Annotated in this window: 12 protein-coding genes; 5 read left to right on the top strand and 7 right to left on the bottom strand. The window is 68.5% G+C overall.

What is annotated here, in order from left to right:
* Positions 1-22: 22 nt before the first annotated feature.
* The 3 genes from JI745_RS05005 to JI745_RS04995 form a co-directional block, all read right to left on the bottom strand.
* Entirely contained in the window at positions 23-928 is a 906-nt protein-coding gene (locus tag JI745_RS05005; protein ID WP_201804288.1) for a c-type cytochrome, read from the bottom strand.
* 21 nt (positions 929-949) lie between these two features.
* The gene (locus tag JI745_RS05000) at positions 950-1,669 is read right to left on the bottom strand and encodes a hypothetical protein (protein ID WP_201804286.1); all 720 of its coding nucleotides are present in this window, start codon (positions 1,667-1,669) and stop codon (positions 950-952) included.
* A gap of 135 nt (positions 1,670-1,804) precedes the next feature.
* Complete coding sequence (locus JI745_RS04995) at positions 1,805-2,146, bottom strand: cupin domain-containing protein (RefSeq protein WP_201804284.1); 342 nt, start codon at positions 2,144-2,146, stop codon at positions 1,805-1,807.
* A 94-nt stretch (positions 2,147-2,240) separates the two neighbouring features.
* Between JI745_RS04995 and JI745_RS04990 the strand changes: the two genes are divergently transcribed.
* Positions 2,241-4,904, top strand: coding sequence for a LuxR C-terminal-related transcriptional regulator (locus tag JI745_RS04990; protein WP_201804283.1), 2,664 nt, complete (start codon positions 2,241-2,243; stop codon positions 4,902-4,904).
* Here the strand turns inward: JI745_RS04990 and JI745_RS04985 are convergent.
* Positions 4,901-5,869, bottom strand: a complete 969-nt coding sequence (locus tag JI745_RS04985) for an inositol monophosphatase family protein (RefSeq protein WP_201804281.1) — start codon at positions 5,867-5,869, stop codon at positions 4,901-4,903. The two genes, JI745_RS04990 and JI745_RS04985, sit on opposite strands and share 4 nt — an antisense overlap.
* A gap of 113 nt (positions 5,870-5,982) precedes the next feature.
* Here JI745_RS04985 and JI745_RS04980 point away from each other — a divergent pair, with 113 nt between their 5' ends.
* Together JI745_RS04980 and cysE are read left to right on the top strand one after the other, a co-directional pair.
* Entirely contained in the window at positions 5,983-6,708 is a 726-nt protein-coding gene (locus tag JI745_RS04980; RefSeq protein ID WP_201804280.1) for an RNA methyltransferase, read from the top strand.
* 25 nt (positions 6,709-6,733) lie between these two features.
* Positions 6,734-7,501 (top strand): serine O-acetyltransferase, encoded by a 768-nt coding sequence (cysE, locus tag JI745_RS04975; protein ID WP_201804278.1) that lies wholly within the window; start codon positions 6,734-6,736, stop codon positions 7,499-7,501.
* On the opposite strand, the gene JI745_RS04970 is transcribed toward cysE, so the two are convergent.
* From JI745_RS04970 to yjgA, 3 genes are all read right to left on the bottom strand, one after another.
* Positions 7,494-10,130, bottom strand: coding sequence for an EAL domain-containing protein (locus tag JI745_RS04970; RefSeq protein WP_201804276.1), 2,637 nt, complete (start codon positions 10,128-10,130; stop codon positions 7,494-7,496). The genes cysE and JI745_RS04970 overlap by 8 nt on opposite strands.
* 66 nt (positions 10,131-10,196) lie before the next feature.
* Complete coding sequence (gene mog, locus JI745_RS04965; protein WP_201804274.1) at positions 10,197-10,802, bottom strand: molybdopterin adenylyltransferase; 606 nt, start codon at positions 10,800-10,802, stop codon at positions 10,197-10,199.
* Positions 10,795-11,352, bottom strand: coding sequence for a ribosome biogenesis factor YjgA (gene yjgA / locus JI745_RS04960; RefSeq protein ID WP_201804272.1), 558 nt, complete (start codon positions 11,350-11,352; stop codon positions 10,795-10,797). The genes mog and yjgA overlap by 8 nt, the downstream gene beginning before the upstream one ends.
* A 101-nt stretch (positions 11,353-11,453) precedes the next feature.
* Here yjgA and pmbA point away from each other — a divergent pair, with 101 nt between their 5' ends.
* A complete protein-coding gene (gene pmbA / locus JI745_RS04955; protein ID WP_201804271.1) occupies positions 11,454-12,830 on the top strand; it encodes a metalloprotease PmbA in 1,377 nt (458 codons plus the stop codon).
* A gap of 152 nt (positions 12,831-12,982) precedes the next feature.
* Complete coding sequence (locus JI745_RS04950) at positions 12,983-14,065, top strand: TRAP transporter substrate-binding protein (protein WP_201804269.1); 1,083 nt, start codon at positions 12,983-12,985, stop codon at positions 14,063-14,065.
* The last annotated feature ends 3 nt before the right edge of the window (positions 14,066-14,068 follow it).

Raw genomic sequence — 14,068 nt, 5'->3', positions numbered from 1 at the left:
GTCTTCTCCTGTGCGGGACGGGTCAGCGGTTGCCGGCCGCGAGCGGCGGCAGGGTCTTCAGGTGGAGGTACATCGCCTGCACGTCGGTGTCGTTCATCTCCTTCAGCGCGAGGAAGGGCATGACCTTGCTCACCTCGGTGCCGTCGGGGCGCTTGCCGGTCTTGAGCATGGCGGCGAAGGCCTCGGCCGTCGGGTAGTGGTGCATCGCCGTGCCCTCGCCCGGCGTGAGGTTGGCGGCCGCGGGCCACTCCGGCGGGGCGCCCGGGATCCTGCCGCCCGAGAGCCTGGCGCCGTGGCAACCGATGCACGAGTTGATGACGTAGGCGCCATGCTCGGGCGTGGCAGCTTCCGGCACCGGGGTGGACGGCGGCAGGCGGTGGTCGATGACCTCGGCCGCGTCATGCACCACGCCCGCGGCGTAGAGCGTCTTCACGAGCGGCGGTAGCTCCAGCACCGCGCCCGTGCCAGGGGCCGGAGGCATCTGGCGCAGGTAGGCCACCATCGCGCCGAGGTCGGCGTCGGTGAGGCGCGCGTAGTCTTCGCTGGGCATCACGATGGCCGGGCGGCCGTCGGGCTTCACGCCGTGGCGCAAGGTGCGCACCCAGTCGGTGACGCTGTACTTCGCCACCACCGTGCCCGGGCCGGGCGTGATGTTGGGCGCATGGACGTGCATGCCCTTGCCGTCGTTGACGACGTCCCTGCCGGCACCATCGACACCGTGGCACTCGGTGCAGCCGCGCGACATGTAGAGGTAGCGGCCGCGCTCGACGCTCGCGGCATCGGTCGGCAGCGTGATGGGCGCCACGTCGACCGACACGATGCGGTTCATCTTGCGCTGGCCGAGCTGCGTGCCGACGACGAGCGTCGAGGCACCGAGCGCGACGAGCCCCAGCACGGCGAGGCCGCCGCGCTTCACCCACTTGTTCATCTGGTTCTCCTGGTGGGCGTGTCAGGCGGCGAGACCGACGTCACGCGTGAGCTTGGCCCAGTCGCGCGCGGCCAGGTGCGGCCGCGCGACGTTGACCACGGCAGCGACCACCTCGGCCGGGGCACCGGCCTTCATCTCGCCGAGCATGCCGGCGCGTTGCTGCGGGGTCAGCGCGGGCACCATCCAGCGCATGCCCAGCATCATGTCGGCCGGGCCGATGGTGGCGAGCAGTCGGTCGTGAATCGCAACCAGCTCTTCGTCGGTGTAGTGGGCCCAGAGCGCCGCGTTGTTGGCGGTCTCCTCGATGTGCATGTGCTGCAGGTTCTCGGCGACGAAGAGCGCGAGGTGGCGGTACAGGCGCAGTGCGAGCACGTGGCGCTGGGCGTCGTCGGCGTCGTAGACGGCGCGTGCCTCCTTGTGCAGCGCGTCGATGCTCTGCAGGTGCTCCGCGTGGTCGTCGATGGTGCGGCTGGCGGCCGCGGGCTGGCGGGCGCGGATGGCGGTGTGGATGAACTCGTTCTCGTGCTGCACGTGCTTGGCGCAGAAGTCGAGCAGCGATTCGAGCTGGCCCAGGGCCTCGGCCAGGTCCTCGGCATCGGTCACGTCGACGCGGCCGAGGCGCGAGAGGGTGTCGCCCATGAAGGTGCGCAGGCCCTTGTGGATGGGCTGGTACATGTCGAAGCGCGGGGCGGTGGTGGCGGGGCTGTGCGCGGCGGCGTCGGCGAGGGTGGCGGCGGTCATGGGGCTCTCCTGATGGGGTTGAAGGTGGTTGCCGCGGGGTCTGCGGCATGGTCGTCAGTGTTCCGGGAGGGGGCGGGCCAGGCATCGCCTGAAGGAGCCATCGCATGGCCCGCGACGGGCCACCCCGGATGGGGGTCAGCGGGCCACGGGCTCGGCGTTGAACACGCTCAGCACACGCAGCGGCAACGCGCTGTTGTTGGCGATCTGGAAGTCGCAGCCGGGCGGCACGACCAGCGTGCAGGGCGCCTGGAATCGCACCGGCGCGCCATCGATCAGCAACTTGCCGGAACCCGAGAACGCCAGGCAGGCGAAGCTGCCGGCGTGCCGCTGCAGGGGCGTGTGGGCGCCGGGCGGCAGGGTGTGCACCCAGACCTGGAAGTCGTGCACGCCGCAGGGCGGGCCGATGGCGCAGAAATGCTGTTCGCCGTCCCGGTCCTGGGCGAGGCGCTGCAGATGTTGGTGGTGGAAGACGTGCATGGCGTGCAGTCTGCGCAGCGGACCGGGCCACGGCATCGCCCAGAAGAGCCATTGGTCACCTGCCGCCCGAGGAGCCTTTGGGCAGAATTGCGCCATGCCTGCCCCCGCCGCCGTTCCGGCGCCGTCGTTCGCCCTCGCCAAGATCCAGCCCCCGCGGCCCCGGGCCGGGCTCGTGGCCCGCCCTCAGCTCGAAGAAGCGCTTGGCCGCGCGTTGACGGAGCAGCGGCTCACCCTGCTCGTGGCGCCAGCCGGCTATGGCAAGACCTCGGCGCTCGGGCGCCAGATTCGCCTGCTCCCCGAGGGGCCCGAAGGGCTGGCGCTGGCCTGGGTCTCGGTCGACGAAGACGACCAGCTGCCACGTTTCCTGGCCTGCCTGGCCACGGCGCTGGAGCCCTATGACCTGCCGTGGCGCGTGTCGCCCGAAGCGCTGGCCCTGCTGGCGCAAGCGGAGCATGGCCTGCGCGACGTGGCCACCGAGCTTGCCAACGCGCTCGCCGGCACCGAGGTGTGGCGCGGACTCATCGTGCTCGACGATGCCCACCGTCTCAACGACCCGCGCATCTTCGAGCTGCTGCAGGCGCTCATCGAGCGGCTGCCGCCGCGCTGGGGCCTGGTGGTGGCGAGCCGGGTGGAGCCCATGCTGTCGCTCGCACGGCTGCGCGCCCAGGGCGAGCTGGCCGAGTTCCGCCAGTTCGACCTGCGCTTCAACGAAGCCGAGGTGAGCGCCTTGCTGGACCTCAACGCCGGCGGCGCCCGCACCGATGCACGCGAGCTGCTCGAGCGCACCGATGGCTGGGCCGCGGGCCTCCGCCTGAGCCTGGCCACGCGGCCAGGCACGGCACGGGCCAGCGTGCCGACGCAGCGCCACCTGTTCGACTACCTCGCCACCGAGGTGCTCGATGAGCTGCCCGCCGAGCTGCGCGAGTTCCTCCTGCGCTGCTCCGTGCTGCCCGAGATGACGGTCGCGCGCTGCGGCCAAGTGGCCGAGACGCCGCATGCGGCGCGGCTGCTGGAAGACATCGAACGCCGCGGCCTCTTTGCGAGCGTGATGGAGGCCGACGAGTTCACGCTGCGCCTGCACGATCTCTTCCGCGATTTCCTGGAAGACCGGCTGCAGCGCGATTTCCCGGACGAGCTGCCGCGGCTCCTGCGCCGGGCGGCCGAGCACGAGCCCGACCTGTCACGCGCCGTCGGCTACCTCGCGCGGGCGGGGGCGTGGGACGAAGCGACGGTGGTGCTCGCCAGGCGCGCGCAGGAGCAGCTCGGCATCGGTGCCGGCGCCACCCTGGAGCAGTTGCTGACGCTCTTCCCCGAAGACGAACTCGCGCGCCGGCCCGATCTGCAATTGGTGAAGGGCCTCGCTGCGTGGCCTCGTTACGACTGGTCGACGCTGCTGGTCGCGATGCAACAGGCGGCCGAGGGGTTCGCCCGCATGGGCCGCCAGCGCGATGCCGCGCTGACGCGGGCCAACGTCTGCTCAGGCCTGTGGCACGCCGGGCGTCTGGCCGAATCGACGCGCGAGCTGACGGCCTTGCGTGCGATGCCGCTCGACGATGCGGCGCGCGCCTTCGTCTACTACAGCAGCGCGTGGGACGAGTTCGTGTCGGCCCGCACCGAGCAGGTGGCGCCGATGTTCGCCGAGATGCTGGCCTCGCTGGAGCGGGTGCCGGTGCCGATGCTGTGGATGCAGTTCCCGTCGCACTGCGTGTTCGTCGGTCTGCCCGGCATGCAGCCCCTGCTCGACCGTTTCGCCCACAGCGCGATGCGCATCTGCGGCGATGCGCCCACCCAGCTGCGCGCCGGCGTGAACCACATCCGCGCCTGGCTGGCGCTCGGGGCGGCCCGGCTCGACGAGGCCGGCGAGTGGCTGCAGCGCTGCGAGGAAGATTGCCACTGGCTGGGCATGCCGCGCATCCTGGCCACCGAGCTGCGCCTCGTGCGCACCCTGTGGCTCGCGCTGCGCGGCGAGCGCGAGGCCTGCCATGCGACCGGGCGCGAGCTGGTCGACGACCTGCGCCTGCACAGCCCCTTGAGCCACCGGCAGGTGCATGAGTCGGAGGTGCTCTTCGTGCACCTGCGCGCCTGCTGGATCCTGCGCGACGACGAGGCGCTACGTCGTGTCGATGCCGAGTTGCAGCGGGCGTGCAACGCCTACGAGTGGCCCGGCGCGCCAGCCAACCGTGCGTTCAGCCGTGCCCTGGTGGCGCTGGCCGATGGCCGGCTCGACGACGCGCGCAAGCTCCTGCAGCCGATCGCGGAAGACGTGAACCGTTCGCTGTTCTACCCCGCCACGCAGGCCCGGCTGATGTTGGCCGACCTGGAGCTGCAGCAGGGGCGCCTGGACCTTGCCGCGATCACGCTGCAGCCCTGGTTCGACGAGGTGCGCGACCGGCGCGAGATCGGGGGTGCCTTGCTTGCCGGACCGCAGGTGCTGTCGCGCTTGCAATCCGCCCCGTGGGGTGCGCGCCTGCCGGCGGCCGACCATGCGCTGCTGGCGCACCTGTCATCGGTGCTGGGGCTGCAGGGACAGGCGGTGCCTTCGTTGTCAAGCGCGCGGCCGGCAGGGGCGGCGGGTTTGAGCGAGCGCGAGACCGAGGTGCTGGCCCGCATCGCCGCGGGCGACAGCAACAAGCTCATCGCCCGCGCGTTCGACCTGAGCCCGCACACCGTGAAGCGGCACGTGGCCAACATTCTCGGCAAGCTGGGCGTCGACACACGCGGCCAGGCGGCCGCGCGCTGGCGGGAGCTGAACGCTTAAGCCTTGTTGTCGAGGTCGGCCTTGCGGATGCGCACGGCCTTGCGCTTGGGCGCATCCGCCGGCGCGGCCGTGGCGGCCGTGGCCGCAGCGATGAACGCTTCTTCGGCGGTGGGGGCGACTTCGGCGCTGGCGGGCGTGCCGGCCGAGGGTGCGTCCTTGATCACGCGGGTGAAGGGCGCGAGGATGCTGACCATCTGCGCATAGATCTTCGGGTTGCCCGCCACCACTTCGCGCTGGTACATGAAGTCGGCTTCGCCGGTGAAGTTGCCGATCAGGCCACCGGCCTCGGTGATGATCAGCGAGGCGGCGGCGATGTCCCAGGGGTTGAGGCCGGTCTCGAAGAAGGCGTCGTAGTAGCCGGCGGCCACGTAGCAGAGGTCGAGCGCCGCGGCGCCCGGGCGGCGAACGCCGGCGCACGACTGCATCACCTCGCTGAACATCTTGATGTAGCGCTGGAAGTTGTCGCCCTTGCGGAAGGGGAAGCCGGTGCCGACGAGCGAGTCGGACAGGCGCGTGCGCTTCGAGACCCGCAGGCGCTTGTCGTTCAGGAAGGCGCCCCGGCCCTTGGAGGCGTAGAAGAGGTCGTTGCGCGTGGGGTCGTACACGACGGCCTGCTGTACCTGGTCGCGGTAGGCCAGGGCGATCGACACCGCGTAGACCGGGAAGCCGTGGATGAAGTTGGTGGTGCCGTCGAGCGGGTCGATGATCCAGACGTATTCGCTGTTCTTCGCGCCATGCGTGCGGCCCGATTCCTCGGCGAGGATGCCGTGGCCGGGGTAGGCGGCGAGCAGCGTTTCGATGATGGCTTCTTCCGCCCGCTGGTCCACCTCGGTCACGAAGTCGTTGGCCGACTTGGTGCTGACCTTGAGCACATCCAGGTCGAGCGAAGCGCGGTTGATGATGGTCCCCGCGGTACGGGCCGCCTTGATGGCGACGTTGAGCATGGGGTGAAGCGCTTGCGACATGGGGCGTCCTGCAAAGGAAAAGGAAAGAGGCGGATGGCGGTGGGGAAAGAGCGGTGTGCGCAGGCCCTCTGCGGGAGAGGCGGCACGGATAATCGAATTTTAAGCGCGAGCCCATGAACGACACACGATTCGTCCTCATCAACACCAGCCATCCGGGCAATGTGGGCGCGGCGGCACGGGCGATGAAGGTGATGGGATTCACGGACCTGGTGCTCGTGGCCCCGCGCTTCGACGACGTGCTGGTGCAGGAAGAGACGGTCGCGATGGCCAGTGGCGCGGCCGACATCCTCGTGCGCGCACGCGTGGTGGGCTCGCTCACCGAGGCGCTCGATGGCGTGACCTACGCCTGCGCCACCGCCATGACCCCGCGCGATTTTGGCCCGCCGACCCATGCGCCGCGTGAACTCTTCACGACGCTTGCCAAGAGCGACCACCGCGTGGCCTTCGTCTTCGGCTCGGAGCGCTATGGCATGGGCAACGACGACGTGTACCGCTGCCATGCCTGCCTGAGCATCCCGACCCACCCCGACTACGGCTCGCTCAATCTGGGGCAGGCGGTGCAGCTGGTCGCCTACGACTGGCGGCAGGCCCTGGGGGGCTTCGAGGTGGCGCCGCGCACCGCACCCGTCAAGCATGCCGACGCGACGGCGGTGCAAGGGGCGCTGGACCATTGGCAGCAGGCCCTGGCCGACATCGGCTTCCTCGACCCGGCGTCGCCCAAGAAGCTGATGCCGCGGCTCCAGCAGTTGTTCAACCGGGCCGCGCTGACCGAGGAAGAAATCCACATCCTGCGCGGGATCGCGCGCGCCATGCAGGCAACCCGCGACAAGCGGGTTTGAGGGCCCGCCGCTAAACTGCCTCGCCATGTTCCAGCGCCTTCGAGAAGACATCCACTGCATCCTGGAGCGCGACCCCGCCGCGCATTCGGCGTTCACCGTGCTCACCTGTTACCCCGGCCTGCATGCGCTGGTGATGCACCGCTGGGCGAATGCCTGCTGGAAGCGCGGCTGGAAGTGGGGCGGGCGCTTCATCTCTCAGCTCGCGCGCTGGCTGACAGGCATCGAGATCCACCCGGCCGCGAAAGTGGGGCGGCGTGTCTTCATCGACCACGGCATGGGCGTGGTGGTGGGCGAGACGGCCGAGATCGGCGACGACTGCACCATCTACCAGGGCGTGACGCTCGGGGGGACCTCGCTCACCCGCGGTGCCAAACGCCACCCGACGCTCGGCAAGGGCGTGATCGTCGGCGCCAATTCGCAGGTGCTGGGCGCCTTCACCGTGCACGATGGGGCCCGTGTCGGCTCCAACGCGGTGGTGCTGAAGGAAGTGCCGGCCGGTGCCACCGCGGTCGGCAACCCGGCGCGCATCATCCACAAGGAGCTCGACGCCAAGCGCGAAGAGGCCGCCGCCCGCATGGGCTTCTCGGCCTACGGCATCACCGAAAGCGACGACCCGATGTCGCAGGCGATGAAGGGCCTGATCGACAACGCGGCCGGCAACGCGCACCAGATCGCGATGCTGTGGGCCGCCATCGAGAAGATCGCGCCGCTGCAGAAGGGCGACTGCGTGCCCAGCGACGCGGCGACGAAGGAAGACTTCGACGCCGACCGCTTGTCTCAACTCGTCAAGTAGCCTTCTCTTTGCCCAGCAGCGCCGCGAATTCTTCGGGCGCCACCGGCTTGCTGAAGTAGTAGCCCTGCATCTCGTCGCAGGCCTGCTCGCGCAGGAAGGTCTGCTGTTCGGCCGTCTCCACCCCTTCGGCCACCACCGTGAGCGAGAGTGTCTTGCCCATCGCGATGATGGCGCTGGTGATGGCCTTGTCTTCCGAATCGGTGGCGAGGTCGCGGATGAAGGATCGGTCGACCTTCAGCGTGTCGATCGGGAAGTTCTTCAGCTGGCCGAGCGATGAGTAGCCGGTGCCGAAGTCGTCGATCGCCAGGCGCACGCCGAGCTGCTTGATGGCGGTGAGCAGCTTGATGGCGCGGTCGACGTTGTGGACGATCATGCCCTCGGTGATCTCAAGCTCGAGCAGCTTCGGGTCCATGCCGGTCTCTTGCAGGATGGCGGTCACGTCGTCGAGCAGGTGCTCGTCGGCGAACTGGCGCACCGAGAGGTTGACCGCCATGTTGATCGGCGGCAGGCCCTGCTGCTGCCAGGCCACGTTCTGCAGGCAGGCGGTCTTCATCACCCAGCGGCCGATGTGCACGATGAGGCCGGTCTCTTCGGCCACCGGGATGAACTTGGCCGGCGACACCATGCCCAGCTCGGCGTTGTGCCAGCGCAAGAGTGCTTCCACGCCGGTGATGCGGCCGCTCTTCAGGTCGACCTTGGCCTGGTAGGCGAGCGAGAGCTCCTGCTTTTCCAGAGCCCGACGCAGGTTCGATTCGAGCGTCAACCGCTCCAGGGTCTGCGTGCTGATCTCGCTCGAATAGAACTGGAAGTTGTTCTTGCCTTCTTCCTTGGCGTGGTACATCGCGCTGTCGGCGTTTTTCATCAGCGTCTGCTCGTCCTGGCCGTCGCCGGGGAAGAGCGAGATGCCCACGCTCGCGGTGACGCGGCACTCCTGCCCCATGAGTTCGATCGGCTTGATGGCAGCCGAGAGCAGCTTGCGCGCGACGATGGCGGCATGCTCGCGGTCGGGCACCTCCTGCACCAGCACCACGAACTCGTCGCCGCCCAGGCGCGCGATCACGTCGCTCCCGCGCAGGGCCTGCTTGAAGCGGGCGGTGATTTCCTTGAGCAAGGTGTCGCCGGCCTCGTGGCCGAGCGTGTCGTTGATGAACTTGAAGCGGTCGAGGTCGATGAACATGACCGCGAAGGTGCGCTTGTAGCGCTCGGCCGTCTTGAGGGCCGCGTTGAGCAGGTTGCTGAAGAGCAGGCGGTTGGGCAGGCCGGTCAGGCTGTCGTGCCGCGCCATGTGGTGGATGTGCTCCTCGGCCACCTTCTGGTCGGTGATCTCGCGTGAGATGCCGCGGTAGCCGAGGAAGGTGCCGATCGCATCGACCATCGGCTCGCCACTCATGCTGATGTAGTAGGGCGGCTTGCCGGGCGCCACGCGCTGCATCACGATGTCGCGGAAGGACCGGCGCGACTCGATCAGCGTGCGGAAATCATCCCACCCGCCCGGCAGGTGCGCCTGCATGGTGCTTTCCCAGATGCGGCGGCCGAGCAGCGGATTGCGGCTCTGGCGCTGGCCCGTCTCGCGGCTGTCGAGTCGGGTGAAGCGGATCTCGGCATCGGTCTCCCAGTACCAGTCGGACGACAGGTTGGTCATCGCGCGGAAGCGCGCCTCGCTGTTGCGCAGCGCCTGGTCCGTGCGCCGGCGCTCTGTCACGTCGCGCAGGATGCCGCGAAAGCCGACGGGCTGGCCGTTCTCGTCTTTCACGAGCAGCACCGAGCCTTCGACCTGCACCACACTGCCGTCGCGGTGGAGGTACTCCCAGTACTGCGACTTCTTCGACACGCCCGTGCGGTAGACCTCGTTGAAGGCCTTGAAGACCACGTGCGTCATGGCGGCCGTCTGGCGGCTGCGGTAGTCGCTCTCGGCCACATGGTGGTGGTCGTAGCCCAGCATGCGGGCGTAGGCACCGTTGAGGTAGACCGGCTTGCCTTTGAGGTCGACCTCGTAGTAAGCGTCGTCCAGGCTCTCGAGGATGTTGCGGTACCGCTCCTCGCTGCGGCGCAGGGCCGCTTCGGCGTGCTGGCGCTCGGCTTCGCGGTCGAAGTTGTCGAGCGCGAACACGATGTTGCGCGCCATGCGCTCGAGCAGCGCGACGATGCTGGCGCCAAAGGCCTCGACCTCGCGCGCGTAGAACAACATCACGCCGAAGGCCTGGGTGCCGCGCACGATGGGGATGGCGGCGGCCGAGGCCACGCCGGCGCGGCTGGCCGGCCCGTGCCAGGGCTTGGTGCGCGGGTCCTGCATGAACTGGTTGCTGATCGCGGGCTTCATGCCGCGGTAGGCCTCGCCGACCAGCCCCTGGCCCTCGATCGTCTTCGCGTCGACCGAGATGCGCGACTCGCGCAGCTGCGTGGCGGCGATGCCCGAGGCGGCTTCCACGCGCAACCATGCGGTGTCGGCATCGGGCGTGGTGACCGCGGCGGTGAGGAACTGATGGCCGTCGACCGCGGCGTCGCACACGCGCTGGAACAGCTCGGCCGGGGTCTTGGCGAACAGCAGCGCCTCGTTGGTGGCGCTGAGCACCGAATACATGGCGACCATCTGCCGTTCGCCGCCATCGCGACTGGGCTGTGCGCTCATGCCGTCTCCTGTTGTCGTCAGTCGTCGCGAGGGCGGCCTGTGTGCAGGCTCTTGTCCCGTCGTGGGTTAGGTGCCGCGCGGCAGGGGCCGTTGCGCGGATTTGGGTCTGAAAGCCTTGCAGACGGACTCGTCCGTCTCGATGTAGGGGCCGCCGATGAGGTCGATGCAATAGGGCACCGCGGCGAAGATGCCGTGCACCGGGGGCTGCGCCGTCGGCAGTCCTTCCAGCGTCTCGGCGATCGATTTGGGCTGGCCGGGCAGGTTGATGATGAGCGCCTGCCCACGGATCACGGCCACCTGGCGCGAGAGGATGGCGGTCGGCACGAAGCGCAGGCTGATCTGGCGCATCTGCTCGCCGAAGCCGGGCATTTCCTTGTGGGCGACGGCGAGGGTGGCCTCGGGCGTCACGTCGCGCAGCGCCGGGCCGGTGCCGCCGGTGGTCAGCACGAGGTTGCACTTCGCCGTGTCGGCCAGCTCGATCAGCGTGGCGCTGATGACCGGCTGCTCGTCGGGGATGAGGCGTGTTTCCCAGTCGACCGGGTTGCGCAGGGCGCGGGTCAGCCACTCCTTCAGTGCGGGGATGCCCTTGTCTTCGTAGACGCCGCTGGACGCGCGGTCGCTGACCGACACCAGGCCGATGCGGACTTTGTCGAAGGTCGCCGCCTCACTCATGGTCGCCCGACTGTTCCTTGATGAACTGGAAGAGCTCGCGATAGGCGCGGCCGCTGCGCTGCTCAGGCGCGGCCGCGGCATCCTTGCGCGCGGCGCGGATCAGGCTGCGCAGCTGCTGCAGGTCACTGCCCGGGTGCTCGCCCATCCAGCGGGTAAGGGCGTCGTCGCTTGCCAGCAGCTCCACGCGCCAGCGCTCGGCTTCGTGCAGGGCCAGCGCGTCCTTGGCGCGGCCGAGCTTCATGGCGGCCACGGCTTCGCGGATCGGCTCGACGTCGTTCTTGCGCATCAGCTTGCCGATGTACTGCATCTGGCGGCGCTTTCCTTCGAAGGACTTGGTGCGCTTGTACTCGGCCACCGCGTCGCGCAGCGACTCGGAAATGGGCAGGTCGACGACACGGTCTTCGGGCAGGCCGACGAGCGCTTCGCCCAGCTCCTGCAACTCGTGCATCTCTTTCTTGAGCTGGGTCTTGCTGGGGCGCTCGTATTCGGGGGTGCCGTCATCGGCATGTCCGTCGTCAACGGAAGGGGAGCGCGGGTGGGGCTTTGCCATAGGTCGTGGGTATGATAGCCGCGGCCTTTTTGCTGGGCGCCTCGTGTGGGCCCTTTGCCGTGCACACGAACGTGCATCCCATCACCAAAACGCCGCTGCGCATGAGTTCATCGCTGACCAAACACCACGGCTTCTCGTATTCGCAGAGCGACTTCAGCCAGCTGGTGGAAGACGCTCTCGCCATCGCCAAGTCGCTCGGGGCCACCGACGCGGGCGTCGAAGTCTCCGAAGGCGCGGGCCTCTCGGTCTCGGTGCGCAAGGGCGAGATCGAGAACGTGGAGCGCAACCGTGACAAGTCGATGGGCGTCACGGTCTACCTTGGCCAGCGCCGCGGCAATGCCAGCACCTCCGATTTCTCGCGCAAGGCGCTCGAGCAGACGGTGCAGGCGGCCTACGACATCGCCCGCTTCACCGCCGAAGATCCCTCTGCCGGCCTGCCCGACGAGGCCGACCTCGCGCTCGGCGAAGCCGCGCGCCTCGACCTCGACCTCTTCCACCCCTGGGACATCAACGCCGCCGAGGCTTCCGAACTCGCCCTGCGCTGCGAAGCGGCGGCGCTCGGTGTCGACAAGCGCATCACCAACTCCGAAGGCGCGGGCGTCTCGGCCCAGCAGTCGCACTTCTATGCGGGCAACACGCATGGCTTTCGCGGTGGGTATTCCAGCTCGCGCCATTCGCTGTCGGTCGCGCCCATCGCCTCGGCCGGCGACGACATGCAGCGTGACGCGTGGTACAGCTCGATGCGCTCGCCCACCGACCTGGCCGCGCCCGAGGCCGTGGGGCGCTATGCCGCCGAGCGCGCGCTGTCGCGACTGAATGCGCGCAAGATCAAGACCTGCGAGGTGCCGGTGCTCTTCGAGTCGACGCTCGCCGCAGGGCTGCTCGGCGCCTATGTGCAGGCCACGAGTGGCGGGGCGCTGTACCGCAAGTCCTCCTTCCTGCTCGACAGTCTGGGTCAGCAGGTGCTGCCCGAGCACATCGACATCCACGAAGACCCGCACGTGCGTGGCGCCAAGGGCAGCGCACCGTTCGACGACGAAGGCGTGGTCACCCGTGTGCGCGACGTCGTGAAGGGCGGGGTGGTGCAGGGCTACTTCCTCTCGAGCTACTCGGCTCGCAAGCTCGGCATGCGCACCACCGGCCACGCCGGCGGCTCGCAGAACCTGACCTTCACCAGCCGTCTCACCCAGGCCGGCGACGACCTCGACGCGATGCTGCGCAAGCTTCACCGCGGCCTCTTCGTGATCGAGCTGATGGGGCAGGGCGTCAACTACGTCACGGGCGACTATTCGCGCGGTGCCGCGGGCTTCTGGGTGGAGAACGGGCGCATCGCCTACCCCGTGCACGAGATCACCATCGCCGGCAACCTGCGCGACATGTTCAAGGGCATCGTCGCGGTCGGCGCCGACACCTACACCATGGGCACCAAGACCATCGGGTCGGTGCTCGTCGACAGGATGAAGGTCGCAGGCTCCTGACACGAGCGGTTGCGCTCCTTCGTTGTGGACATTGCTTACGTGGGATCGCGCAGGGGTTAATCACCCCGGGCCGCGTTAACCCTCGTTCCTAGAATCTTCCGAAGCGGGCGGAGTCCATACCGCCTCGATCCCTCATCGCTTCAGGAGTACACATGGAACGTCGCTCGTTCATTCGTCATACCGGCCTGGCCGGCGTGCTGGCCGCAGGGGCCGCGCCGGCCATCGTCAACGCCCAGGCCGCCGTGCGCTGGCGCCTGGCGTCGAGCTTCCCGAAATCGCTCGACACCATCTATGGCGGTGGCGAAGTCTTCGCGAAGAAGGTTTCCGAGCTCACCGGCGGCAAGTTCCAGATCTCGGTGCACTCGGCGGGCGAGATCGTGCCCGCGCTGGGCGTGGTCGATGCGGTGCAGAACGCCACCATCGAGATGGCGCACACGGTGCCCTACTACTTCTTCGGCAAGGACGAGACCTTCGCCATCGGCGCCTCGATCCCCTTCGGCCTGAACTCGCGCCAGATGAGCGCCTGGACGTTCGAAGGCAACGGCCTGAAGCTGATGCGCGAGTTCTACCGCAACTACAACATCGTCAACTTCCCCGGTGGCAACACCGGTGCGCAGATGGGCGGCTGGTTCCGCAAGGAGATCAAGTCGGTCGCCGACATGAAGGGCCTCAAGTTCCGCATCGGCGGATTTGCCGGCCGCATCATCGAGCGTCTCGGCGCCGTGCCGCAGAACCTGCCGGGTGGCGACATCTACCCCGCCCTCGAAAAGGGCACGCTCGACGCGGCCGAGTGGGTGGGTCCGTACGACGACCAGAAGCTCGGCTTCAACAAGGTCGCGCCCAACTACTACTACCCCGGCTGGTGGGAAGGTGGCCCGCAGGTCGACCTCTTCATCAACAGCAAGGCGTACGACAGCCTGTCGGCCGAGTACAAGGCGGTGGTGCAGGCCGCCTCGTCGCACACGCATGTGGACATGCAGGCCAAGTACGACGCCCGCAACCCGGCCGCGCTGAAGCAACTGGTGGGCAGCGGCACCAAGCTGCACCGCTTCCCGAAGGACGTGCTTGAGGCTTGCTTCAAGACCTCGATGGACTACTACGCCGAACTCTCCAGCAAGAACCCGAACTGGAAGAAGGTCTACGAGGACTTCGCCAAGTTCCGCGCCGACCAGGTGCTGTGGTTCCGCTTCGCCGAAGCCGGCTTCGACGACTTCATGCAGGCGCAGAAGTTCTGACGC

This window comes from Piscinibacter sp. HJYY11, from assembly GCF_016735515.1.
Classification (GTDB): Bacteria; Pseudomonadota; Gammaproteobacteria; order Burkholderiales; family Burkholderiaceae_C; genus Rhizobacter.
The sequence above is the reverse complement of the archived record's forward strand: the minus strand, read 5'-3'. Positions and strand labels throughout refer to the sequence as shown.